Origin of the sequence: Enterococcus sp. DIV0712 (assembly GCF_050554855.1) — a bacterium.
Lineage (GTDB): Bacteria > Bacillota > Bacilli > Lactobacillales > Enterococcaceae > Enterococcus > Enterococcus faecalis.
In genome coordinates this window covers 827,501-851,147 of sequence record NZ_CP187333.1, presented here as the reverse complement: position 1 = coordinate 851,147, position 23,647 = coordinate 827,501, and the positions used below count along the sequence as shown (strand labels likewise).

At 36.5% G+C, this 23,647-nt stretch carries 24 protein-coding genes and 1 riboswitch (1 of these 25 only partly in view); of the genes, 6 read left to right on the top strand and 18 right to left on the bottom strand.

What is annotated here, in order from left to right:
* Positions 1-92 precede the first annotated feature (92 nt).
* The 9 genes from emeA to IGL42_RS04095 form a co-directional block, all read right to left on the bottom strand.
* Positions 93-1,247, bottom strand: a complete 1,155-nt coding sequence (emeA, locus tag IGL42_RS04135; RefSeq protein WP_185776377.1) for a multidrug efflux MFS transporter EmeA — start codon at positions 1,245-1,247, stop codon at positions 93-95.
* A gap of 192 nt (positions 1,248-1,439) precedes the next feature.
* Positions 1,440-1,880, bottom strand: a complete 441-nt coding sequence (locus IGL42_RS04130) for a GNAT family N-acetyltransferase (protein ID WP_002365477.1) — start codon at positions 1,878-1,880, stop codon at positions 1,440-1,442.
* A 48-nt stretch (positions 1,881-1,928) separates the two neighbouring features.
* Positions 1,929-2,441 (bottom strand): GNAT family N-acetyltransferase, encoded by a 513-nt coding sequence (locus tag IGL42_RS04125; RefSeq protein ID WP_185776378.1) that lies wholly within the window; start codon positions 2,439-2,441, stop codon positions 1,929-1,931.
* A 66-nt stretch (positions 2,442-2,507) separates the two neighbouring features.
* Positions 2,508-2,807 carry a hypothetical protein gene (locus IGL42_RS04120; RefSeq protein WP_002384750.1) on the bottom strand — a complete coding sequence of 100 codons (300 nt, stop codon included), beginning with the start codon at positions 2,805-2,807 and terminating at the stop codon, positions 2,508-2,510.
* A 27-nt stretch (positions 2,808-2,834) separates the two neighbouring features.
* Positions 2,835-3,401: a kinase gene (locus IGL42_RS04115; protein ID WP_002414355.1), complete on the bottom strand. Its 567-nt coding sequence runs from the start codon at positions 3,399-3,401 to the stop codon at positions 2,835-2,837.
* Between the two features lie 9 nt (positions 3,402-3,410).
* Positions 3,411-4,415 carry a LacI family DNA-binding transcriptional regulator gene (locus tag IGL42_RS04110; RefSeq protein WP_002358146.1) on the bottom strand — a complete coding sequence of 335 codons (1,005 nt, stop codon included), beginning with the start codon at positions 4,413-4,415 and terminating at the stop codon, positions 3,411-3,413.
* A 6-nt stretch (positions 4,416-4,421) separates the two neighbouring features.
* A complete protein-coding gene (gene galT, locus IGL42_RS04105) occupies positions 4,422-5,912 on the bottom strand; it encodes a UDP-glucose--hexose-1-phosphate uridylyltransferase (protein WP_025191843.1) in 1,491 nt (496 codons plus the stop codon).
* 14 nt (positions 5,913-5,926) lie between these two features.
* Positions 5,927-6,916, bottom strand: coding sequence for a UDP-glucose 4-epimerase GalE (galE, locus tag IGL42_RS04100; RefSeq protein ID WP_002361578.1), 990 nt, complete (start codon positions 6,914-6,916; stop codon positions 5,927-5,929).
* Positions 6,917-6,931: 15 nt separating this feature from the next.
* The gene (locus IGL42_RS04095; RefSeq protein ID WP_002382071.1) at positions 6,932-8,095 is read right to left on the bottom strand and encodes a galactokinase; all 1,164 of its coding nucleotides are present in this window, start codon (positions 8,093-8,095) and stop codon (positions 6,932-6,934) included.
* 252 nt (positions 8,096-8,347) lie between these two features.
* On the opposite strand from IGL42_RS04095, the gene galM reads away from it, so the two are divergent.
* The 3 genes from galM to IGL42_RS04080 all read left to right on the top strand — a co-directional run bounded on the left by galM (position 8,348) and on the right by IGL42_RS04080 (position 10,388).
* Entirely contained in the window at positions 8,348-9,352 is a 1,005-nt protein-coding gene (gene galM / locus IGL42_RS04090) for a galactose-1-epimerase (RefSeq protein WP_025191844.1), read from the top strand.
* Positions 9,353-9,482: 130 nt separating this feature from the next.
* On the top strand, positions 9,483-9,629 hold the full coding sequence (locus IGL42_RS04085) for a hypothetical protein (protein ID WP_002384758.1): 147 nt from the start codon (positions 9,483-9,485) through the stop codon (positions 9,627-9,629).
* 120 nt (positions 9,630-9,749) lie between these two features.
* Positions 9,750-10,388 (top strand): sugar O-acetyltransferase, encoded by a 639-nt coding sequence (locus tag IGL42_RS04080; protein WP_002371355.1) that lies wholly within the window; start codon positions 9,750-9,752, stop codon positions 10,386-10,388.
* 41 nt (positions 10,389-10,429) lie between these two features.
* On the opposite strand, the gene IGL42_RS04075 is transcribed toward IGL42_RS04080, so the two are convergent.
* The 5 genes from IGL42_RS04075 to IGL42_RS04055 all read right to left on the bottom strand — a co-directional run bounded on the left by IGL42_RS04075 (position 10,430) and on the right by IGL42_RS04055 (position 15,768).
* On the bottom strand, positions 10,430-10,861 hold the full coding sequence (locus IGL42_RS04075) for a VOC family protein (RefSeq protein WP_002382065.1): 432 nt from the start codon (positions 10,859-10,861) through the stop codon (positions 10,430-10,432).
* 66 nt (positions 10,862-10,927) lie between these two features.
* On the bottom strand, positions 10,928-11,407 hold the full coding sequence (locus IGL42_RS04070; RefSeq protein WP_002365470.1) for a GAF domain-containing protein: 480 nt from the start codon (positions 11,405-11,407) through the stop codon (positions 10,928-10,930).
* A gap of 234 nt (positions 11,408-11,641) precedes the next feature.
* Positions 11,642-12,859 carry an amidohydrolase gene (locus IGL42_RS04065; RefSeq protein WP_010710523.1) on the bottom strand — a complete coding sequence of 406 codons (1,218 nt, stop codon included), beginning with the start codon at positions 12,857-12,859 and terminating at the stop codon, positions 11,642-11,644.
* A complete protein-coding gene (locus tag IGL42_RS04060; RefSeq protein ID WP_002363657.1) occupies positions 12,856-14,106 on the bottom strand; it encodes an amidohydrolase family protein in 1,251 nt (416 codons plus the stop codon). Before IGL42_RS04060 ends, IGL42_RS04065 begins: the two co-directional genes overlap by 4 nt.
* Positions 14,107-15,768: a peptide ABC transporter substrate-binding protein gene (locus IGL42_RS04055; protein WP_010710524.1), complete on the bottom strand. Its 1,662-nt coding sequence runs from the start codon at positions 15,766-15,768 to the stop codon at positions 14,107-14,109.
* 380 nt (positions 15,769-16,148) lie between these two features.
* Between IGL42_RS04055 and IGL42_RS04050 the strand changes: the two genes are divergently transcribed.
* Entirely contained in the window at positions 16,149-17,819 is a 1,671-nt protein-coding gene (locus tag IGL42_RS04050; protein WP_010710525.1) for a PucR family transcriptional regulator, read from the top strand.
* Between the two features lie 54 nt (positions 17,820-17,873).
* Here the strand turns inward: IGL42_RS04050 and IGL42_RS04045 are convergent, their stop codons facing one another.
* The 4 genes from IGL42_RS04045 to IGL42_RS04030 form a co-directional block, all read right to left on the bottom strand.
* On the bottom strand, positions 17,874-18,299 hold the full coding sequence (locus IGL42_RS04045; RefSeq protein WP_002358161.1) for a universal stress protein: 426 nt from the start codon (positions 18,297-18,299) through the stop codon (positions 17,874-17,876).
* The gene (locus IGL42_RS04040; RefSeq protein WP_002382010.1) at positions 18,299-19,897 is read right to left on the bottom strand and encodes an Nramp family divalent metal transporter; all 1,599 of its coding nucleotides are present in this window, start codon (positions 19,895-19,897) and stop codon (positions 18,299-18,301) included. The genes IGL42_RS04045 and IGL42_RS04040 overlap by 1 nt, the downstream gene beginning before the upstream one ends.
* Before the next feature lie 268 nt (positions 19,898-20,165).
* On the bottom strand, positions 20,166-20,681 hold the full coding sequence (locus IGL42_RS04035; RefSeq protein WP_002386030.1) for an AAA family ATPase: 516 nt from the start codon (positions 20,679-20,681) through the stop codon (positions 20,166-20,168).
* Between the two features lie 46 nt (positions 20,682-20,727).
* Positions 20,728-21,297 carry an adenylyl-sulfate kinase gene (locus tag IGL42_RS04030; protein ID WP_025191845.1) on the bottom strand — a complete coding sequence of 190 codons (570 nt, stop codon included), beginning with the start codon at positions 21,295-21,297 and terminating at the stop codon, positions 20,728-20,730.
* Between the two features lie 240 nt (positions 21,298-21,537).
* Positions 21,538-21,706, top strand: a riboswitch (M-box (ykoK) riboswitch).
* Positions 21,707-21,750: 44 nt separating this feature from the next.
* Between IGL42_RS04030 and IGL42_RS04025 the strand changes: the two genes are divergently transcribed.
* Together IGL42_RS04025 and IGL42_RS04020 are read left to right on the top strand one after the other, a co-directional pair.
* Positions 21,751-23,523: an ABC transporter permease subunit gene (locus IGL42_RS04025; RefSeq protein ID WP_002384764.1), complete on the top strand. Its 1,773-nt coding sequence runs from the start codon at positions 21,751-21,753 to the stop codon at positions 23,521-23,523.
* A gap of 88 nt (positions 23,524-23,611) precedes the next feature.
* Positions 23,612-23,647, top strand: partial view of an ABC transporter ATP-binding protein gene (locus IGL42_RS04020; RefSeq protein WP_002360638.1) — the beginning only. 744 nt of this gene lie beyond the right edge of the window; only the first 36 of its 780 coding nucleotides appear in the window; it begins with the start codon at positions 23,612-23,614; its stop codon lies beyond the right edge, outside the window.

Sequence of the window (23,647 nt, the reverse complement as noted above, 5' to 3'; positions counted from 1 at the left end):
CTGTTTATTTTTTTGTTTTTTTCAAGAACGGTCGGTGATCAAAAAAAAATAAGTATTCGGAATTATTATATTCCAAATACTTATTTTTTATTTTATATCTTATTTCGATTTAAAAATAACGATAAAAAGCCCGTTCCTAACAGAATTACTGCTGAAACATAATAAGGGAAAAAGTGATTGATATCAAATAAAGCTCCTGCTGCCATTGGTCCTAAAATATTACCAAAACTTGTAAATGTCGAATTTAGTCCGTTGATGGTTCCTTGTTGATCTCCAGCATGTTTGGATAAATAAGTAGTTACTGCTGGTCTAAACAAGTCAAACGCTAAAAAGACAATAAACGTTGAAAATACAACAACTAAATTATTTTTTGTAAAGGCAATCACGGCAATAAAAATGGCACTTGCAAAAAAGGTTAATTGGATTAAACCCATTTCACCTATTTTTTGGACGATTGCATCAAAGAAAAACAACTGACAAATCAACGCTAAAATACCACTAACCGTAATCACGATTGCTATTTCACTTGTGGTAAAGCCAAAATTAATAGTCGCCATAATACTATAAATAGATTCGAACGCTTGCAGGCCAAAAGAGGAAATTAAGATAATCACAAATAATGAGGTAAACATTGGATTTCTTAAAATATCCATAAATGAACCTTTTTTCGCTTCAACAGCGGCTAAAATTCGTTTCTCTGGCTCCTTCAAAACAGTTAATGTCAAAATAAAACCAATAAACGCTAAAAATGCGGCGGCAAAAAACGGGGCGCGAATGCCTAAATAAGCAATAAAACCACCAACTCCTGGTCCGATAATAAAACCACCACTAATTGCAGCTGACACAAGTCCCATCGCTTTCGGACGTTCAGAAATCGTGGTCATATCTGCCACAAAAGCTGTCACTGACGGCATTAATAAAGCGGCGGCAATCCCACCTAAACCACGAGAAATATAAAAACCGCTTTTCGCTTGGGCTAAACCAAATAATAACTCAGAAATTGAAAAAACCAACATACCCGTCGCAATCATTTTTTTCCGACCAATTTTATCCGAAAGGACACCTGCGATTGGCGACGTGATTAATTGGGCAATCGCAAAAATAGAAATCATCATTCCCATTGTGGTACCAGAAAAATGCATTTCTTCTTTTAATTGGGGAATTACGGGAATGACTAGGCCTACGCCTAGAAAAACAAGAAATAAGTTAGAAATTGCTAAGTACATCATACTATTTTTTTTCGTCATAATTTGCCTCCTCCATAAAAAAACAGCCATCAAAAATGGCTATTTCTGTTTCTTTGTATGTACTTTCTTTGACAGTGTTTCGGCTGAAACACTCGTTGAGTCATTGAGATACATTTTACACTAATTCACTGAAAATTTCACTAGTTTTTACTTATTTTTTTAAAGGAAATTGTTATTTTTTAAAGACATAACTTAAGTATCCAAGTATTTAATGAATCGCTTTTGTTTTTTATCAGAAACATAGCCAATGTGTTCATAAAATTGATGTGCTGCTGTACGCTGTTCCCCTGAATTTAAGCGAATCGCAGACAAGTTACACTTTTTAGCTTCCGTTTCTAGTTTCGTCATTAATTGTTTGCCAATTCCACGGCCTTCTGATTCTTTTGCCACTGCTAACCCCAGAACGTTCAATAACGTTTGGGAATAAATTGTTTCATACAGTTGCGCATGCACATAGCCTAAAATCTTCCCTGTCTTCGTTTCTTCATAAACATATAAAAACTCTCTGTCACTGGCTAGTAGTAATTTCTCAATCTGTTTACAGGTCACGTCAACGGGAACTTCATAGCCCAATTGTTCTTTATTAATGATAGTTAACGCCGCTGCATCTGTTGGCTTCATTTTTCTAATCAAGGGTAACAACCTCCTAAATGATATTTATAGAGTATTACTTTGGCTACTCTATAGTTTTTTCGATAAATAAAGAACTAACTCATCATCATTAACACACCGTTCGTTTGGTTTCAGCTGCTTATTTTGAAACCAGACTCCTGAACCATCTGGCACATATCCTTGTTTGATATATAATCTTTGCGCTGCACCATAACCAGGATGCAGGCCTACTTCCAAAGAAACAGTATCTGCATAACTTTTGGCAACATTTTCTGCACGATTTAATAATAACCGCCCCACTCCTTGTTTTTGAAATGGCAAGAATACATTGAAATCAGCTATTTCAGGATATAAATTTTTAAAAGGTCCTTCCTTAGCTAATGGCAGTAACGTCACATAACCTAACAGCGTTGCCTTTTTCTCCGCTACAAAAACCGTTCGTTGCTTGACTAATTGTTCTTCTAAATAGTTCATTAAAATCTCTTGGCGACTTGGCCAACCTTGTTGGACAAATTGAGTATCCAGCGCTAAGATATCTTTCTCTTGCATTTCTCTAATAACCACTAGCTCAGACATTAGCATTTCCTCCCGAAAAGCGTTTTCATTTTATAAAACGAAGCGAATACTTCTTCGCTCCCTTATTCATTTTCAAAAACCATCGAGTTGATGATATTTGGGCAAAACAGCAACACATGTTTTTTCTGAATTAACAGCAATAACGAACCCTTGCCATAAGGACCACGTCACCGCTTCACCTAATTTCTCTTTCACTCGTTGAATCATTTCAGCTTGCGTTAAGTCTCGTGCAGGAAAATGTTGAACTTTATCGTTACTGATTAAAAAAATAAATGATTCTGAAAAAGCTGTCATGACTTCAGGTGGTAAATTTTTTAATCGTTCTTGGTAATCCATTGAAACCACTCCTTCTTTTTTATCATACCACAACATCCATTTCTCTAAAAAGCGCAGCACTTACTACTGAATATCTGCTAAAATTTGCCTGATAATCTGCTTTTCAGACAGTTGTTCAGATAACCGCTGTTCTCCCGCAAGCCCTAAATAATCTTCTGGTAGCCACCAACGTTTCATTTCCACGACACCAAATTCTTGATTCTTGTTTCTCTGGCTATGTCTTTTCAACGTTTCTTCAAAAGAAATATCAAAATAATAAACCTGAACGTTTCCTTCAAAGAGATGGATTATTTCCTGAAAAAAGGAATGATAAATGGCTTTTTGAAAAATCCCTTCAACAATCACATACTGGCATTCTTGATACCCAAAAGCTACCAACTGTTTTAACAAAGCAATACTTAGATTACCTGTTTCATCTTTAACACGAAGCATTTCTCTGCGCACCACATCTTGAGAAATCAATAACGATTGTTCTTTAAGACACTGATGAAGCGCGTTAGCTATCGTTGTTTTACCACTACCAGAATTACCACGTAAAATAATTAATTTCGGTTGCATCTGTTTCCCTCCATTTTCTTGATTGTTGAAAACCAGCACAAAAGAGCAAAAAACTTGGAAAAAACTCTCCAAGTTTTGCTGTTATTTTGATGAATGTTTCGTTGAATCTCGCTGAATGAATTCCGTTCCGACAATAATTTTTCTAGGAACTGGGGGGGTATTCAAGCATAACTCTTTCATTGTCTCAACGGCTAGCTCACCCATCCATTCAGTATGAACTTTAACTGTTGTTAATGTTGGTGAAACATATTTTGCGACACTAATATCATTAAAACCAATGATAGAAATATCTTCTGGCACACGAATGGCTGCTTCTTGTAACGCCCGCATTGCACCAATCGCCAATGTATCACTTGCAGCGAAAAAAGCGGTTGGACGAGTGTCCGCTTCTTCAATAAAGTCTTTCATCGCTTGATAGCCTTCTTCAACAGAAAAAGCTGCTTCGACAACCCATTCTTGATGATAAAGGTCCAGATCTTTTAAGGTTTCTTTAAAAGCGACAAAACGTGGATCAACCAATGCCACGTGGGACTCTTTCGTATATTCTTGCCCAGAAAGCATACCAATTTTCTGATGCCCTTGCGCCAAAAATTCTTGCACAATTGTTTTAACACTTCCAGCAAAATCAACAACAATGGAGTTTTGGCCAAAAGCCATTGCATCAAAGTCTACAAATAGAAGAGGTGCGCCTAAGGCGGCTAAGGCCGCCACTTGCTTTTCATCAAATTTTCCTAGGGCAATTGTCCCATCAAATCTTTTTTGAGACAGGTTTGTCAGAGATTCTTTGACTAAAAGAAAACCCAATTCCTCTGCCCGCTTTTCAACACCTAAACGAATCGATAAATAGTAAATATCATCCAGTTCTTCTGGATCGCTGAACCATTGGACAAACCGAATTTTCTTTTTGCCTGCTTGTTTTTTTCTGGCTCGCTTTTTATAATTTAACGTTTCTGCTGTTTCAAATATTTTCTTCTTCGTTTCATCACTAACTGATAATGTTTCATCATAGTTCAAAACTCTCGAAACTGTCGCTGAAGAAACACCGACTTGCTCTGCTATATCTTTAATGGTTACGATGTTCCTCACCTCAAATTAATCATTTTCAATACATTGAATAAATCGTTCAAAAGCACGACGGCCTTCTTCATCACGTTTAAAGACGCCGGCATCTGTTAAAATTTGAACAAAAATTGTCCCAATTCCTTGTTGGATCACTTCTTTGACATTGGCTTCAGTGATGGTTTGCTGACTGAGTTCATCCGCCCAAGCTCGATGACTTTCAGCAATTTGATTGGGTTGCTTTAATAAATACTTTTCGACTTCTCTTAATTCTTGTGCCAGCCTTGGTGGCAAAATAGCTAGTCCCATTACTTCAATTAAGCCAATATTTTCTTTCTTAATATGTTGTACTTCTGGATGTGGATGAAAAATGCCATCTGGAAATTCCTCCGAAACATTATTATCTCGTAAAACTAAATCCAATTCAAATAATGACCCTTTGCGTCGGGCAATTGGCGTAATCGTATGATGCGGTGTGCCATCTTCTGAATAGGCCCGAACTGAGACACGTTCATCAGAATAATTGCGCCATTTGGTCAAAATTAATTCGGCCGCCTCAACTAGTTCCTCTTGACGATCACTTTGAAGACGAATCACAGACATCGGCCATTTTAAAATACCAGCAGTTATCTCAGGATATTTTTTCAAAGAAAATCTTTTTTCCATTGGTGCTAAATCCATTGGAAATGTATGACGTCCTGCTTGGTAATGATCATGAGATAAAATAGAACCACCAACAATTGGCAAATCTGCATTAGAGCCCACAAAATATTCAGGGAATAACTCCGTAATTTTAAGGAGTCGCTGGAACGTTTTTTTCTCGATTTTCATTTCTCGATGTTGTTGGTCCAAGAAAATCGCATGCTCATTATAGTAAGCATATGGCGAATATTGAAAGCCCCAAGCTTCGTCCTCTAAATTTAGTCGGATAATCCGATGGTTTGTACGTGCTGGATAATTTACACGGCCATAATAGCCTTCATTCTCCATACATAACATACACGCTGGATATTTTTTTTGACTCATTTTCTTTTCAGCCAAAATTTTTCGAGCATCCTTTTCTGGCTTCGATAAGTTAATGGTAATTTCTAGTTTACCATAGGGTGAGTCCATTGGGAAAATAATATTTTTGGCGATTGCTTTCGTTTTAATGTAGTTATTCGTTTTACATAACTGATAAAAATAATCCGTTGCTTTTCGTGGAGACTCTTGATAATAATCCATAAACTTCTGATTAATGATGGTTGGGGTCGGCGTAATAAAATCCATTAACTCCGCTTCTAGTTGTTCTGCTTCCGTAATTGAGTCATCGATTTGGTGATTGGCTTGTGCAATGTTTAAAAGATGTTCCACCACACGCAACGGTTCTTGCTCACAAGCAACCGCTTCTGGTTGTTCAAAAAAATCACAGCCAACTAGTTTGGCAATCCGATTCGTCAAATAATAACGGTCTGTTTCCGTCCAATCGCCATTTTCTATGATTATCTCTACAAATGCAGCAATCCATTTACTACTTTCTTTCATCATCTGATGTTCTCCTATTCATTATAGCCTTGAGGATGTTTCACATGCCATTGCCAAGCGGTGGCGATAATATCCTTGACCTCAGTTACTTCTGGTTGCCAGCCTAAAACTCGTTTGGCTTTTTCACTAGAAGCAATTAACGTACTAGGATCCCCTGCTCGGCGTGGCGCGATTGTTGCAGGAATTTCTTGGCCTGTCACTTCGCGAGCAGCATCTAACATTTCTTTAACAGAATAGCCGTTGTTGCTTCCCAAGTTAAAGACGTCACTTTCGCCGCCATTTTTCAAATATTCTAAAGCCAAAATATGTGCTGCAATCAAGTCTTCAATATAAACATAATCTCGAATGCACGTGCCATCTGGTGTATCATAATCATCCCCAAAAATACTTAGCTCTGCTCGTTGGCCCAATGCCACTTGTAAAATAATTGGCACAATATGCGTTTCTGGCGTGTGATCCTCACCAATTGAGGCATCTTTTTTTGCTCCTGCAACATTAAAATAACGCAAAGCAACATATTTCATTCCATAAGCGTTGTCGCACCATTTCATGATTTTTTCCATCATTAATTTACTTTCCCCATACGGATTTTTAGGATTCGTTGGGGTTTCTTCTGTAATAGGCATTGCTTTTGGTTCGCCATAAGTGGCCGCTGTGGAAGAAAAAACAATATGTTTCACTCCAAATTCTTGCATGACTTCCAAGGCAATTTGAGTGCCGTGAACATTGTTATTGAAATACATTAACGGTTTCTCCACGGATTCTCCTACTAAAGAATTGGCCGCAAAGTGCAACACCCCTTCAATTGATTCTTTTTCAAAGACACTACGTAAAAAAGCTTTATCACGAATATCGCCTTCATAGAAAGTCGCTTGTTCATGAACTGCTGAACGATGCCCCGTTAATAAATTATCAACAACAACAACGGCATATCCTTTTGAAATTAATTGATCAACGGCATGTGAGCCGATGTAGCCTGCGCCACCTAATACTAAAATAGACATTTAAAGCCTTCCTTTCTAAAATAACTTTCTGGCACCATCATCAATTGATGCAGGATAAAAATCAGCAGCATAGCCAATTTTATCTTGATAACTCTGGCCAACAGCTTCAATAAATGCATCTATATTTTGCTTTGGTACCAAAGCAATACTACAACCGCCAAACCCTGCACCAGTCATCCGTGCGCCCAAAACGCCTGGTTGTTCTTGCGCACAAGCCACTAAGGTATCCAACTCAATGCCAGTTACTTCGTAATCTTCTTTTAGCGAACGATGTGAGGCATTTAATAATAAGCCAAATTCTTCCAAATCCCCTTCAGTTAGCGCTTGTTTTGCCAATAAAGTTCGTTCATTTTCTGTGACGGCATGACGCGCTCGTTTAATCAACGTTGGATCTCCAATCAATGCTTGATATTGTTCAAATGTCTCGCTGTCTAATTCACCTAAAAATTCAATAGATAACTCTTTTTGAAGCAAACGAACGGCTTCTTCGCATTCTGCACGGCGTTCATTATATTTTGAATCTGCTAATTCGCGACGTTTGTTAGTATTCATAATAACAATCGTATACTCACCTAATTTGGCGGGAACCATTTCATAGTGCATATTATTGGTATCTAGTAGAATAGCTTGATCTTTTTCTCCCATTCCTACGGCAAATTGGTCCATAATTCCCGAATTAACGCCAATAAATTCATTCTCCACTTTTTTACCGATTTGCACCAATTCAAGCATTGGACAGTGTAAAGCATATAAATCATTACAGATCGTTCCCATTAAAAGTTCAATAGAAGCAGAAGAAGACAAGCCAGCACCATTAGGAATCGTACCGTAGAAGAGCACATCTAAGCCAGAATCAATATTGTGTCCGCTTTCAATCAAGTAATTTAAAACGCCTTTCGGATAATTTGCCCAATCATCTGAATCTGAATAGGTTAAATCTTCTAATGAAAATTCGATGAGACCAACCTCTTTAAAATTATCAGAAAACATCCGAATTTTTTGGTCGTCTCTTTTTCTTGCCACACCAAATGTCCCTAACGTAATAGCCGCTGGGAAAACATGACCGCCATTGTAATCTGTATGTTCACCAATCAAATTAATTCTTCCAGGGGCAAAATAACAGGCTGTCCCTTTCTCACCAAATATTTCTACAAATCGATTCATTAACAGTTCTTCCATCACTAATCGCTCCTTTCACTAGTAAACAAATTGTATAATATTTACTAAACTTTTGCAAATATTTACTTAACATTTCCTTAATTGTCATTTCGGTTGAAAACGTGTACAATATAATTAAATAAAGATTTATTTTCTTAGTGTTTCTTTTCGACTATTTAAATAATCTAAAAAACAAAATTAAATTTACTAAATATTTACTTAAAGGAAGGATTGATTATTTTGACTATTTCAACTGAATCATTTGGACAAGGAATGCTTCTTTACACACTGACAAATAAAAATGGTGTGACTTTAAAAGCAACAGATTTTGGTGCGCGAATTGTTGAGCTCGACGTTCCTCTTACAAAAAATGAATCCCGATCACTCGTGCTAGGCTTTCCCTCAGCAGATGAATATTTGTCTAAAGACTTATATTTTGGTGCAACAATTGGTCGAACAGCTGGTCGAATTGCCGATGGCTCCTTTGAACTAGCGGGTAAAACGTATCAAACGATGATTAATACTCCTACTCAAACAACACTTCACGGCGGCACACCTGGGTTTGAAAGTAAAAAATGGCACAGCGAAATCCAAGAGGCACAAGTGAATCCTTCTGTGAAATTTTGGCTAGAGAGTCCTGCTGGTGAAAATGGTTTTCCTGGAAATCTCACTGTTTCAGTCACGTATACATTGACTGAAGAAAATGAATGGCAAATTGAGTATCAGGCAACTACAGATGAACAAACACTTTTTAATCCAACCAATCATGTCTACTTTAATTTAACTGGAAATCCTGCAATTCCCATTGATGCGCATGAGTTACAAATAAATGCCCAAAAGTTTGTCCCGCTTGATGAAAGAGTTTTACCGCTTGGAGAATTAGCTTCCGTCGACCAGACAGCTTTTGATTTACAAAAACCTAAAAAATTAGCTGAGGTTTTTTCAAGTACCGATGAACAAATTCAAAAGATGAACGGCTTCGATCACCCTTTCATCTTAACCAATCATGATTTAATTAACCCAGATGTTATCTTAAAAAGTCCTACTAAAGATATCACCTTAGAGATGTTCACTGATCAACCTTCAGTTGTTATTTTTTCAGCAAATTTTGCTGATAACGGTCCCGATATTCAAGGGCAAAAATTAGTCAATCACGGAGCGCTCACATTTGAAACCCAAGTCTGTCCTGGTGCTGAAAGATTTCCGTTGTTCGGTTCTATCACCCTCTCACCTGAACAGGAATTTCACTCAACGACCCGTTTCAAACTAATTTATTAAGTGAAATGGTGCTCTTAACCAAGCTTATCTTCGAACTAAAAAAGATAAGAATGGTTAAGAGCACTTCTATTATTTGACATTTTTAATCGCTCCATTTACACTATTTTCAATTAGAAAGGCGGTGATGTCTATGTATGCAATCAAATTTTTTCATGGCTATTTAACTGCAGATGGTAAACGTACGCGAGATAAATCAGGTTGTTTAGTTTACCACTCTGAAAAAGAAGCACAAAAATTAGCAGATAAAATTGGCGGGAGAGTTAAAAAAATTGGATAACCTTAGGTAAAGGATAGATAAGCAAGGCTATTTTGCTATCTATCCTTTTTTATTTTACATATTCCTCGACTTATTGTGTTGATTTGATACAATAGAGAAAAAGCCTAAAGGAGCGCTTACATGAAACAAAATGACTTTGATTATATGCAAATGTTAAAAGGTGAATTATATTACGCCCCAACCATTTTACCCGAAAATAAATCAACAAAAGGCAAGGTGTTAGCTCAAAAAATCAATCAACTTCCTATCGATAACGTGAAAGAAATTGTGGCCCTAGAAAAAGAATTATTAGGAAAAACTGGCAATGAGTTATATATCACCCCACCCCTCTATGTAGATTACGGTCGCCATATTGAGGTAGGAGAAAATTTTTATGCAAATATGGATTGCATTTTTTTAGATGTAAACAAAATCATCTTCGGTGATAATGTCATGGTTGGCCCTCGTGCTAGTTTTTATACTGCCGGCCATCCAATTGATCCAACGATTCGAACTGCAGAATTAGAATTCGGTACGCCAATTATTGTTGAAGATAACGTGTGGATTGGCGGAAGTGCCACCATTTTACCTGGCGTTACAATTGGAAAAAACGCTATTGTTGCTGCTGGTGCTGTGGTTACAAAAGACGTTCCTGGCAACACGATTGTTGGGGGTAATCCAGCAAAAGTCATTCGCAAAATTGATGAAAACGATCAGCAATTTTGGACAGAAAAGCAACGGCAGTATCAAATCGCTAAGAAGCAATTCTTTCATGAATAAAAAATCCCCAATCCAATGAAAATAACGGATTGGGGATTTTTTTAATCTTCTTCATAATAATTAAACATCCAATGGATGCCAAACTGATCTTTTAGGGAACCATACTTTTTGGACCAAAAAGTTTCAGATAACGGCATTGTAACAGTGCCACCTTCAGATAATCGCTTAAATAAGCGATCAATTTTTTCATCATCATCTGTGCTAACCACGAGCGAAAGGTTATTTCCTTCCGTAACTTCAAAACCAAACATATCAGGAACATCTGAAATCATTACATAGGTTCCTTCAATAATGATACTTGCGTTCATCACTAAATCCTTTATCTCGTCGTTTATAGGATGCTCAGGATCTTCAGGTGCTTCGCCAAAAGTCATTAAATTTTGACATTTTGTATCAAAAACATCTTCATAGAACGCAATTGCTTCTTTTGCTTCACCTTTAAAATTTATATACAGCTCTAACAAATGACTCACCTTCTTTCATGATCAAATTTTATACTTTATTTTCTCATGATTTGTCAGAAAGCAAAAATAGTCTGCTTAAAAATCTGATTTTTCTAGTAACAAGGTAACAAATTTTTCCAAATACAGTTGGTCAACCGCATCATAGCTATTTGTTACACCACTATCAATATCTAAAACACCGACCAATTGATGATTTTTTACCATCGGTACAACGATTTCAGACATCGCAGCTGAGTCACAAGAAATATAATTGGCGTGTGTCTTCACGTTATCAACAATCAATGTAGCTTGTTTTTCCGCTGATTCACCGCAGACACCTTTGCCCATTTTAATTCTGGTACAAGAGACTTTCCCTTGAAAAGGCCCCAAAACTAATTCTTCATTTTTATATAAATAATACCCAGCAAAAACGGTGTCTGGTAACGTTTGTGCAAGTAACGCGGACGAGTTTGCTAAATTTGCAATAGCATCCGTTTCTATTTCTAACAAACCGCTCAATTGTTGTAAGCACAATTCGTAGGCTGCTTTTTTGTTTTCTCTCGTTTGTTCAGTCATGCTTGGTTCATCTCCTTCATTTTGTCTTATTATAAAGGAAGACACGCAAAAGTGCTATGTTAAAGTGAGACAAACAAACTTGAAACGCTGATCCACGTTGTGAGCAGAAGCACTTTATAAGGATTAAACTGTGACGAGTAACCGCAGGACTGACACTATGCGTTGCTCAGAGCTGAACCCTGTTTCCTCTGTTTGGCTTTTTAGCATTCTATTTCTACCTAATTTTAAAGCAAGTTAAACCCATTGTCCTTTCAACATAATCTTGCGTTTCTGCGGTTTTCTAGCAATCACTTCTGCTGTAGAAGCTGCTTCTGTAAAGATAAAGTTTGCTTCGTCGCCTTCTGTAAACCAAAGGCGTTCTTCTTCAAATGAAAAAGGTGCTTCTTTGCCACAGCCATGGACGTAAGCTTGAGTAAGTTGCTCTTCTGTAATCTTTCCTGTCATTTCACAAAAATTACGTAATTTTTCAAATAAATCACCTGAAACATTAGAACTCCAAGAGTCAAAAAAGCCATCACTACCTAAATGAACCGATACACCAGCTTGGCGTAACACATCAATTGGTGGCAATAAATAACGAGGATCATAGGGAATTGTAGACATAATCGCTGTTTGATGCGTTGCCAAGCGTTGGTATAGTTTTTCTTTTTCTGCTGGTCGTACATCTAGCAGCGCAAAGGCGTGACTGATAGCTGTTCGCTGAGTAAATTTTCGTTCTTCCAAAATGTCTAAAAATTTATCAATTGTATAAACACCCACTTCCCCCGTATCATGCAAGTGAATATCGATTCCTACTTGAAATTCTTCTGCCAGATCGAAAATAGTTTCTAAAGATTCTTCAATTGCATAATCAATGCCTGCAGGATCTAAACCGCCAACCATTGTTCCACCATTTTTTAGGGCTTCTCTCATGAGTAAAACCGTTTGGGGATTTTTTAATAATCCATGCTGTGGAAAGACAACAATATCATAATCAATCACATGCGCATATTTTTCTAAGGCTCTTTTGACGCCCCAGAAGTTTTCTAGTTCTACATAAGGATCAATGTTGACATGTGTCCGAATATAAGAGGCTCCATAACCAATCAATTTTTCAATCATGGCCGTCGCTCGTTGTTCTGTTGACGGAGCTAACAATTTAAGTTCACTGGCTTCGTCTGCTAAACGCTCTTTTAAATTCTTAACAGGTTGGCTAGCACGCCAGCCTAATGAAAGGTAGGTTTTATCTAAGTGATTATGGCTCTCTTGAAAAGCGGGAATAGCCAGTTGTCCGTTTAAATCAGTGCCTTGTTGCTTTTCAGTGACTTGATTTTGCGGAATAATCGCTTGGATTTTCCCTTCTTGAATCGCTAAAGTATAGCGTGCGGTTTTAGTATACGTTAATTCGTGGTGGTCTTTAGCAAAACCAGTTTCTAAACGAACATTATTCAAATAAACAATGGATGCTGTCATTCTTTTTCCCCCTTTTGAACGGCTTCAACCAGTTGTCCTTTTAGTATCAGTTGTTGGATTGGCTGTTGGCGTGCAATCACGTGAGCAGTGCTCTCAGCATTAAATAGTAGGAAATCTGCAGAATCGCCGACGTTAGGCCAAACTTGCTGCCCGTTAGGATCAAGAGGCGTTACAAAATTACTCGCTAAGCCCCATAAACGATTCAAGCGATACTCATCGCTAATTTTAAATCTTTGAGCGGCTGTATTTAATTTTTCTATTGTATTGCCACTGCCAAAAGGCGACCAATGATCCGTCAAACTGTCATGAGCCACGGAGATCTTAACACCTTGTTCAACCAAGGTTGGAATCGGCATGGTGGGCATTCCAATCGGTACAGTCGAAGTCAAATCAATACCTGTTTCGATGAATTTTTGCGCAACATCTCTAATTGCTGCTTCTTCTAAGCTCCCCAAAGCTAAAGCATGACTTAAAGTAACTTTGCCAAACATTTTTGCTTGTTCTGTATAATCAACAAATTTATTAAATTCATAAAGTCCCAAAGTATCACGGGCGTGTAAATGAACATCAATTTTTTTATTAAATGTGGTAGCTAATTCAAATATTTTTGCAATTGAATGATCCACATGACGATCCACAAGGGCTGGATCAACGCCGCCGACATGAGTTGCCCCCATGCGTAAGGCTTCGCGCATCAAAGGTTCGACTTGTGAGCGGAGTAATCCGTGTTGAGGAAAAGCCACAATTTCATGAGTAATGTATTGTTCATATCGACTAAATGCTTCTTTAGTGATTTCAATATGTTTCGTTCCAATAGATGGATCTACATTACAATGACTGCGAATATGATAATGGCCTTGTTGAATATACTGCTCAATAACTTGGCAAGCACGTTCTAAACTAGTTGGTAATTGTTCAGGTAACAGCCAAGTTTCTTCTTCAATACGTGTTAAAATTCCTTTCGTTAGTGGACGACAGGCCTTCCAAGGTCCCCCAAAATACGTTTTATCAATATGAATATGCATTTCTCTTAGAGCAGGTAAAACGAGTTGCTGATTCACATCGATAACTGTTTCGTTCTCTAAAGGCCTTAACTGCGGTGCGACCGCAGTACAGACCTCGTTTTCAATTCGAATATCATAGCTAGCTGTTTCTGTCGCAACAATTCGCTGATTCACAGTAGAAAATCCTGTTTCTAATTTACAGTTTTTTAAAAGCATGACAAACCCCTTCCTACCTTCATTCAATTAGTTAACATAAGCCCATTTTAAACTGTACGTAGGTCCAAATGAATGCCAATACAGATCCTTGATTTTTTGATTAGCTAATACAGAAATGCTTCGATTGTAGATTGGTGCTAAAACCGTTTCCTGATTCACCAAAATATCTTGTGCTTGAGCAAAGTCATTTAAACGAGCCTCTTGATCAGCCGCATGTGTTGTTCTAGTCTCTTGGATTAATTGATCATACGTATCACTCTTGAACGTTACGCCGCCCAAGGTACTATCCGAAGTAAAGATGCGCATAACTGTTAATGGATCACGATAATCGGTTCCCCAACCAGATAATTCTAAATCATAGTCTCTCGTTTGATCACGATCAACACGAATAGTAAAAGGAACTTGAGTAACATTCACTTCTAATCCATCTAGATTTTCTTCCAATTGAAATTGGAAAAACTCAGCAGCTTTTTTGGCGCTGTCTGTATCATCTGTTAAAAATTCTAATTTGATTTTATCCAGACCAATTTCTTTTTTCCCTTTTTCCCAGAATTCTTTTGCTTTCGCTGTATCGTAGGTTAAGTAGTTATTTTTCTTAGCAGCTAGTTTTGTGAAATCTGTTCCATCTGGCGCAATCGTTTGTCCCGGCGGAATTACTTGATCTGTAGCCGTTGATTGATCTTGCAAGACTTCTTTTACAAAACTTTCTTTATCAAAAGCTTGTGCCAACGCTTTACGAATATTGTTGTTCGCTAAAGCCGGATTTTCTTTTCCATCACGAACGCTGTTCATTTTTAAAAAGTATGTGACGAATTGAGGAATTGAAAGAAAGGCTGGATTATCAACATAACCAGGAATAAATTCACCACTTAGCTTATTCACTACATCCAATTCATTCGAGTCAAACAAATTCACCGCTGTCGTTGGGCTCTTAATTACTGAAACTTTCGCTTCTGTTAATTTAACTTTTTCAGCATCCCAATACGTATCATTTTTTTCGTAGGTCCAGTCATCAGAAGAGGCATTATCCCATTCTTTCAATTTAAAAGGACCATTATAAATCAAATGTTCTGCATCAGTAGCATATTTATCCCCTTGTTCTTTGATATATTTTTCATTTTGTGGAAACAAAACAGGAAACGAAAGTAATGATTTCAAATAAGGGGTGGGCCGTTCTAAAGTTATTTCTAACGTTTTATCATCTAGCTCCTTAACCCCAAGAGTATTCACATCTGCGCCTTCTAAAGCAATTTCCTTAGCATTTTTAATGACATCAAAAAATAAAGCTTGATGAATCGATCCTGATTTAGGGGAAGCAACTTGTTGCCATGCATAAACAAAGTCGTTTGCTGTTACTGGATCATCATTCGACCATTTGGCATCTTCTCTAATCTTAAATGTATAAACGGTTTCATCTTCAGAAATCGCTGGTTCTTCGGCAGCGACCCCCAACTCTAATTCATCTTCTTTACCTAAAACATAGAGTCCTTCATAAACTTGATTCATGACTAAAGTCGAGGTCGTATCCCCCGCTGTGTGTGGTTCCATTGTCGAAATAGCCGCTTCAGAACTAATTGCAATTTTTTGTTCCGCTGCTTTGTTACTATCAGCCGAGTTTCCCGTTCCCGCCTGACAAGCCGTTAAAGCTAAAAGCAAACCGACGCATCCTAACATTTTTAATTTCTTCATACCGATCCCTCCATTTTACAAACTATAACCTTCAAAGTTACCAGAATTTTCTGATAAAATATAGAAAAAGAAGCATATCTGATAAGAGTCTCAAAAAACTTACAGATTATAGAAATACTTGAGAAATTTAAAGTAGCTGAAACAATAGTAAAAGCATTAAAAATTAAGTATACTATTGCTATATCTTTAAACGATGCGTTTCTATAGGTTGTAAGCGCTGATTGTTCTTATTTGGTCACTTGTGACTACCAATCACGTGATGACTTGGAACTTTTTTCTATTAGTATAAGGATACCTTATTTTCCCTAAAATAGTTTTGTAACATCTTACAATAAATACACTTAATTTTTAGATAATTCATACAAAAGGAGGCCTTGCTAATGATGACGGTCAATGATCTACTCCATGCAGAAGAACTACCTGGTTTAACCTTATTGACGCACGAGACCAATTTAGATGCGCCAATTCTACAAGCAAATATTTTAGAAAATCCTGATGCTTTTGACTGGTTAACGCCAGGAGAAATTTTATTAACTACCGGCTATATTTTCAAAGATCAGCCTTGCTTGCAAAAACGTCTTATTCAAGAACTAGCAAATATGAACTGCGCTGCTCTAGGCTTTAAAGTCCAACGTTATTTCAATGAAGTTCCACAAGAGATGATCCAATTAGCGAATGACGTCGGATTACCAATTCTCTCAATACCTTATAATTACAACTTTTCTCAAATTATTTCATTGGTCAATCGCCGAGTCAATCAACCTGACGAAACGATTAGCCAACATTCTGTTCATATGCATAATAAATTTTATACAATTATCAAAGCTGGCGGAAAAAGTACCCAATTACTGGAAGTATTAAGTGCCGCGATTCAAGCGCCTGTAATGCTTTTAGACGAGCGTTTTCAGATTATGAATCATTTTGATTTACCTGATGCGCCAACAAGAATCACCAGTATTTTAAACAACGCGACTCTCAAAAAACAGTTTGAGACAGCTTTAAAAGCCCAGAACAATGAGCTCCTATTATTTTATAAAGAACCATTGACTGTTGAATTTTCCTTAGCGAACCATCAGTTATCTTTGCGAATTTTACCCATCAAAAAGAAAAATCTCAGCTTATCTTACTTAGTGATTTGGCAAACTACCAAAAAATTACAGACGATTGATTTATTATCTGTGGAGGTCTGTGCTCACTACCTTTTACCACAACTTCAATTAGAATCTTCGGAAAATTTAACAACGAGGCAAAAGATCGGGGCGCTGTTTCAAGACCTTATCCAAGAAAAAAATACCAATCCTCAAGCTTGGCAAGAATTTAGTAATTATCTGCAATTAAATGAAAAAGATACATTTAGTCTCTTGCTTGTAGCCATTGAACAATTGGAACAACTGTTTAATCCGACTATTCAAATGAATAGCATTGGCCATCAATTGAATTATATTTTAGAAGGATATCGACAAAAAATTACTGCCTTTCCTACACAAACTGGCTTTATTTTATTACTAGAAAATCCAGCACAAGAGGAAGCCACCTACCTTGCACAAACCTCTCATCTTGCCAAGAATTTACTAGAGCAACTAATGAAACTGAATCCAAAATTATCATTTAAATTAGCGATTGGGCCAACTGTCAAAAAAATCACCAATCTGTGTGATTCTTATAAATTAGCACAAGAAACATTCCACTTAGCACAAGCAAGTCAAGAATTACAACAACGAACTATTTTGAATTATGACGACCTCTTTTTTTATCGTTTAATGATCGAAACCCTGACCAAACAAGCCAAACAAAAAATATATCAACGATTGATTGAACCATTAGAAAAAGAAGATCAAAAACATGAAAGTTCCCTACTAGAAACCATCAACACCTACTTTCAATCGAATAAAAATATTTCGTTGACTGCCACAAATATGTATGTACATCGTAATACAATTATTTACCGCTTAAAAAAAATAGAAGAGATTCTTCACTTAACTTTAGAATTTCCTGATAGTTCGCTACAACTAAGTTTGGCTGTTTATTTATATAAACAAAAATTACTATAAAAAGGCCACCACGAATAGTAAATCGTGGCGGCTTTTTTAACTGTTTCAATTTTGTTAGCGAATAATCATTACAGAAATTGGGGCATATCGAGCCATATAAGCTGCTTGGCTACCAAAAAAGCTTTTTAATTTGCTAGTTGACTTGGAGCCAATAATTAACAAATCTGGTTTATTCAAAGGAATAAGCTTATTAATAATTAATTCTCCTGGGTTCCCTTCATTGACAATTACACTTACTTTATCGATGCCATTCGCTAACGCTTCTTGTTGATATTTTTCCGTTTGTTTCTCTAATTTCGCCAACTGTTCTTGCCAATAATTTTTATCTAACGATTGGTAAACATTAATCTCTTTCTCTTCTAAAATCGAAACAATAACCAATTCAGCTTGTTCTTCTTTTGCTTTTTGGATAGCATAATGAAATGCTTTTAACGCATCTGGCGACTCTTCAACACCAACCATAATTTTTGAAAATTTCATTATTTAACCTCCTCTACTTGTTGCTCCATAGCTGCAAGCTGCTGTGCATATCGTTTATCGCCTTTATATAATTCCACAACCGTCCAAACTAACAAGAGGATGACGAGTGCTATGATGACATAAGCAATATTATCGGCTAACGTAATTTGACTCGCTGTCGGATTATCACCGAAAAATCCTTCAATTTGATCAGGTAAGCCTTTCATATTGAGGTAAATTAAGCCAATGACAGAAACCCAGCCTAACAATTTAATTAACCACGAGTTTTTAAAATGTTCACCCATTTCAACACGGCTATCTGTAAACATCAGTAAAGGCAACATCGAAAATGGCAAAGCAAATGCTAGAAAAACTTGTGAATTGTTCATTAAATTATTAATCGCAATATGCTCCTCCACTGTACTTTTTCCGCTGGTCATTAAAACACAGATTAAGACAGGAATAACAGATAACAAACGTGTGACCATCCGACGTAACCAAATTGGTACGCGCATATGAATAAACCCTTCCATAATGATTTGACCAGTTAACGTTCCTGTAATTGTTGAATTTTGTCCTGATGCCAATAAGGCTACCGCAAATAAAATTGATAAAATTCCAGAACCTGCAATATGCGCTAAAATAGAATTACTCATAACCGCTGGATTTGATAAAGCATCAAACAAACCAAAGAATGAAGGATCTTTGACACTGCCGGATTTAAAAACGGCCACACCCATAATCAATAATAAAGAGTTAACAAAAAATGCCATCGTTAATTGAATATTAGAATCCCAAGTTGAAAAGCGTAAAGCGCGTTGAATATCGGTTTTATCTTTACGATCAATTTTACGACTTTGCACAACAGAAGAATGTAAATACAAATTATGAGGCATCACTGTTGCACCAATAATCCCCAATGCACCTGTCAGTGGCGTTTGCCCATTCACCGCATGTGATGTAGAAAAAGCTTCTGCGCTAGGAACCAGCCCTTTAATTACATCTCCCCATACTGGATTTGACAATGCCACTTGATAAGCAAAAATCACAAAAATAACAACAATTAAAGCAACAACAATAGCTTCAATTTTTCTAAAACCAATTTTTGTCAATAACAACAAAAGTAAAACATCAAATACCGTAATGAAGACAGCCAGACCTAAAGGAATATGAAATAATAAATATAAGGCAATTGCGCCCCCGATAACTTCAGCGATATCTGTAGCCATAATTGCTAACTCTGTTAAAATCCATAATACAATACCTAACGTCTTACTAGTTCTAGCACGAATCGCTTGTGCTAAATCCATCTGTGAAACAATGCCTAATTTAGCAGCCATATATTGGAGCAACATTGCAATCAAACTGGAAATTAAAATAATCGACATCAATAAATATTGAAAATTTTGTCCCCCAGTAATTGAAGTAGACCAGTTTCCTGGATCCATATACCCCACTGCTACCAATGCCCCTGGACCTGAGTAAGCAAATAACGTTTTCCAAAAACTCATATTTTTAGGCACGTCGATGGTGCCATTAATTTCTTCAAGCGAAGGACCATTTGCATATTCAATCAAATGATGTCTTTGCTTTGGTTCATGTTCTTCTGAATTTTTCAATTCAATTCCTTCTTTCGTTTTGCAATAATTTTAAAAGGCCCTTCCCGTTAGAAGGTTAACCTCTAATATATTTTAGGTACACCTAAAATATACTGCTAAAAATAACAAAATGCAAGACTTGAAAGAAAATTTTGACAGTGTAAAAATAGATTGTCGTAAATGTGCGATCTTAAAGTTTGAAGAAATCAGGGTAGCTGGTAGTTGATTATCTTAAGAAGTAGAAAATAAAGGACCTAAGTCATTTCGGCTTAGGTCCCTTATTTTGTTTTTATTCGGTTATTCTATTAAGAATGGTTGCTACAATTTCTGTCGTGTCAGCTGAATGATTTCTAAAAATCTCGGTAAACTGAATCTGACGAAAACCTTCAAGTACTTCGGGCAACTTATTTTTTCCCCATTCAAAAGTTCCATCATTTCTTTTCAATAATCTTTGTAAAATTTCTTCTTTCTCGACCGCTAACAAAAAATGATAAACGTCAATGCCTGCTCGTCTCAGATATCCAATCAGCTCTTCTTCATATTCATTTTTATAAAGGGTCATTGGAACAATAATCGGCCGTCCAGACTCTTTGGACATTCGTTTTAATAAATGAGCATTCCAGCAACGCCATTCCTGATACTCTTGAAAATCATTTTCTTTCATTTCTTCGGGAACTAGCTCCATCAATGCACTACCAATAATTTCTGGATCATAAATGATTGCATTGGGAAGTTTTTGTTGTAACTCATGTGCAATGATCGTTTTTCTGGCTCCAAACGCACCGTTTAACCAAATAATCATCATAATTTCCTTTCTTCTGAACAAATTTCTTTGTTGTTTAATTTAGGTGCTAGATTACTTTTAATTTTTTTAGCTTTTGTATTTGTTCATCTACGCTATGTGTGCCATCTAAAAGATAGTCTGAACTTGCTGATACATTTTTTTCATGTTCTATAAATAGCGGTCTAACATTATTTAAATAGTTATGGGCCCACTTAATAATACTTTCTCCTTGAGAATAAGAATAATCTCTAATCACTTGGCGAGCAAAACAAACATCTAATGGCGTTTTCAGGTAGATCACAATATCAATAAAAGGCTTCAAATCATCGTGTAAATAGCCAAATGGAAAGTCTATAAAAATATAATTAAATTTGCCTTGAGCATTCACAGAAAAAAAGTCTTTCATTAACTGGGTAATATCGAATAAATTGACTGCAACGTTGAAATTTTTTAATAAAAAAGCATGGGATGGTGCCGATGGCAAAGCATCAATACTATAATCATCGAATGAAAGTACATAAGCATTTTCAACAGTATCAGATAAAGCATTAATGAGTGTCGTTTTTCCACTTGCTGTCACACCGCTAATTACTATCACTTTTGTTTTCAATACACTACCTCCCAAAATTTTATCCATTCACGTATAGTTACTACTTACATCTTTAACAGTAAACGAGACAAACTAAAAATACAACATCCTACGCTATTAACCTCGGGTTACATAACATACTCATCTGATAATTTTCCCCTAAAAAAACAGAATGTGGGCAATCTTTTTAAGAATCATTGAATAGAATAACAACAAACAGTAATTCAGGTATAACCAGCTAGAAATTGTTTTATTTTTAGTCACGAGTATGATAAGCATGTAAATCAAATAGAATCATATTAGGTGAGGTTACTCTGAAGAACACAGGTTATCGCTCGGAAATGTCGAGAGACAGTAACGAGTAAAGCAGGGATTGTCGAATTAAGGCTTTCCTAAGATAACTAGAATTTTTTTTCTTACGTCTCAGAAAGCCAAAGCTCAATTATTGTGATTACCCTATAATCTTCTTCTTTTATTCGGCGACCTCTTTAATATGATTAATTGGAGGTTTTTAAATTGAAAGCTGTCACTGCATCATCTAAGAAAAATACCCTACTTGCTAAAAGTATCGGGAATCTTACCTTGCTCATCATTTTAGGCATTTTCATTTTTATCATCGTCTTCTCTTGGCTAAAAATGAATCGCCCTCTCCACACCCTTCCCTCAGAAGAATTCCTCGCAACACCAAGTAAAACAGATGATTTCTTATCTCCATCAAATCTTTTTTACTTTTCAATTCGAACCATGTTTCGAATGATTGTGGGTATGGCTTGGTCCTTCCTGTTTTCCTTTGTTTTTGGTATTTTAGCCGTAAAATATAAAACGGCAAGAAGAGTCATTTTACCATTAGTTAATTTCCTTGAATCTGTTCCATTGCTAGGTTTTTTGACCTTTACAACTGCTTGGTTACTTGGTTTATTTCCAGGAAATGTGATGGGCGCAGAAGCGGTTGCTATTTTTGCCATCTTCACAGGTCAAGCTTGGAACATCATGTTGACTCTTTATCAAATAATGGAAGTTATTCCTTCAGATCTAGTGAATGTGACCGATCAGTTCAAGTACAATGCTTGGGAAAAATTTTGGCGTCTTGAATTTGTTTACTCAATTCCTGGCTTACTTTGGAACGTTATTATTTCTCAAACTGCGGCTTGGTTTGCCTTGGTGGCCAGCGAACAAGCTTCTGTTGCCTTTCCTAAAGAAACCAACCTTTATTTACCAGGAATTGGTTCTTATATCCAAGTAGCATTAAATCGAGCCGACTTTAAATCCTGTTTATGGGCTGTTTTTGCCTTATTAATCAATGTGGTGATTTTAAACTTTTTAGTTTTTCAACCTTTAGTTCGAGCCACTTATTATTTTAAATATGAAACAGATGTCGAAAGTACGACGCCACCTAAATCCATCATTTATCATTTATTAAAAAAAGCAACTTTAACGAAATACTTTTCAAAAGCTTTTGTGAAATTCAGTCATTTTTGGATTTACGATTTACCAAAAGTTTGGTACTTTTTCAAGCTAGACTATCTCTATCGATTACTAGCAAAATTACGCCATTTCTTCAAAACATTATGGTATGTCAGCTTAACCATTATTGGGGTTTATTGTTCTATTAAGCTCTATCATTTTTTGCCCCATCAAGATTTCAGCATGATTCCTAGATTAACACTTTATACTACGCTACGGGTTACCTTGGCTATGGTCGTTGCTGGCATTATCTTTACTCCCTTAGCAATCTGGGTTGCGAATGATAATCGGCGCTTAAGTATCGTTCAACCGATTGGACAAATTTTAGGCTCCATTCCGTCAAATGTTTATACTCCATTCATTGTGTTGATTATTAGTATGGGCTTCAACAAATTAGAATGGTGGATTTTACCACTCATCATGGTTGGTTGCCAATGGTATTTTTTCTTTAATGTAATTGCTGGCTACTTAGCCATCCCTGATGATATTCGTGACGTAACCAAACTTTTTAAATTATCTAAATGGCAATGGTGGACAAAATTTTTGATCCCTTCTATTTTACCTTACCTCATTACAGCAATTATTAACGCTGCTGGTGCTGCTTGGAACGCTGATATCGCAGCAGAAAGCATTCAATGGGGCAAAAAATCAATAGATGTTACTGGCCTAGGACAATATATTGCGGCAAACGATGGCGTAAAAGATAAATCTGCCTTAGGAACCTTAGCGATGTGTTTCGTTGTTGGTTTATGTATCGCCTTTGTTTGGCAACCTTTATATCGAGCAGCAAAACAAAAATTTCACTATTAATAGCTGGACGACTCAACTCGACTAAATTTTTAAGATAAACTAGAGAGGAGAACGATAGGTGATTTCCCTTTACCTATCTAATAAGACGATGGAAAATAAAGAATTATTAAGCATAAAATCAGTA

Coding starts and splice junctions, on each gene's coding strand:
- emeA (WP_185776377.1), bottom strand. CDS start 1,247: ATGACGAAAAAAAATAGTATGATGTACTTAGCAATTTCTAACTTATTT.
- IGL42_RS04125 (WP_185776378.1), bottom strand. CDS start 2,441: ATGCTAATGTCTGAGCTAGTGGTTATTAGAGAAATGCAAGAGAAAGAT.
- IGL42_RS04120 (WP_002384750.1), bottom strand. CDS start 2,807: ATGTTGTGGTATGATAAAAAAGAAGGAGTGGTTTCAATGGATTACCAA.
- galT (WP_025191843.1), bottom strand. CDS start 5,912: ATGAAAGAAAGTAGTAAATGGATTGCTGCATTTGTAGAGATAATCATA.
- galE (WP_002361578.1), bottom strand. CDS start 6,916: ATGTCTATTTTAGTATTAGGTGGCGCAGGCTACATCGGCTCACATGCC.
- IGL42_RS04095 (WP_002382071.1), bottom strand. CDS start 8,095: ATGGAAGAACTGTTAATGAATCGATTTGTAGAAATATTTGGTGAGAAA.
- galM (WP_025191844.1), top strand. CDS start 8,348: ATGCTTCTTTACACACTGACAAATAAAAATGGTGTGACTTTAAAAGCA.
- IGL42_RS04085 (WP_002384758.1), top strand. CDS start 9,483: ATGTATGCAATCAAATTTTTTCATGGCTATTTAACTGCAGATGGTAAA.
- IGL42_RS04080 (WP_002371355.1), top strand. CDS start 9,750: ATGAAACAAAATGACTTTGATTATATGCAAATGTTAAAAGGTGAATTA.
- IGL42_RS04070 (WP_002365470.1), bottom strand. CDS start 11,407: ATGACTGAACAAACGAGAGAAAACAAAAAAGCAGCCTACGAATTGTGC.
- IGL42_RS04065 (WP_010710523.1), bottom strand. CDS start 12,859: ATGACAGCATCCATTGTTTATTTGAATAATGTTCGTTTAGAAACTGGT.
- IGL42_RS04055 (WP_010710524.1), bottom strand. CDS start 15,768: ATGAAGAAATTAAAAATGTTAGGATGCGTCGGTTTGCTTTTAGCTTTA.
- IGL42_RS04050 (WP_010710525.1), top strand. CDS start 16,149: ATGATGACGGTCAATGATCTACTCCATGCAGAAGAACTACCTGGTTTA.
- IGL42_RS04045 (WP_002358161.1), bottom strand. CDS start 18,299: ATGAAATTTTCAAAAATTATGGTTGGTGTTGAAGAGTCGCCAGATGCG.
- IGL42_RS04035 (WP_002386030.1), bottom strand. CDS start 20,681: ATGATGATTATTTGGTTAAACGGTGCGTTTGGAGCCAGAAAAACGATC.
- IGL42_RS04030 (WP_025191845.1), bottom strand. CDS start 21,297: ATGGATAAAATTTTGGGAGGTAGTGTATTGAAAACAAAAGTGATAGTA.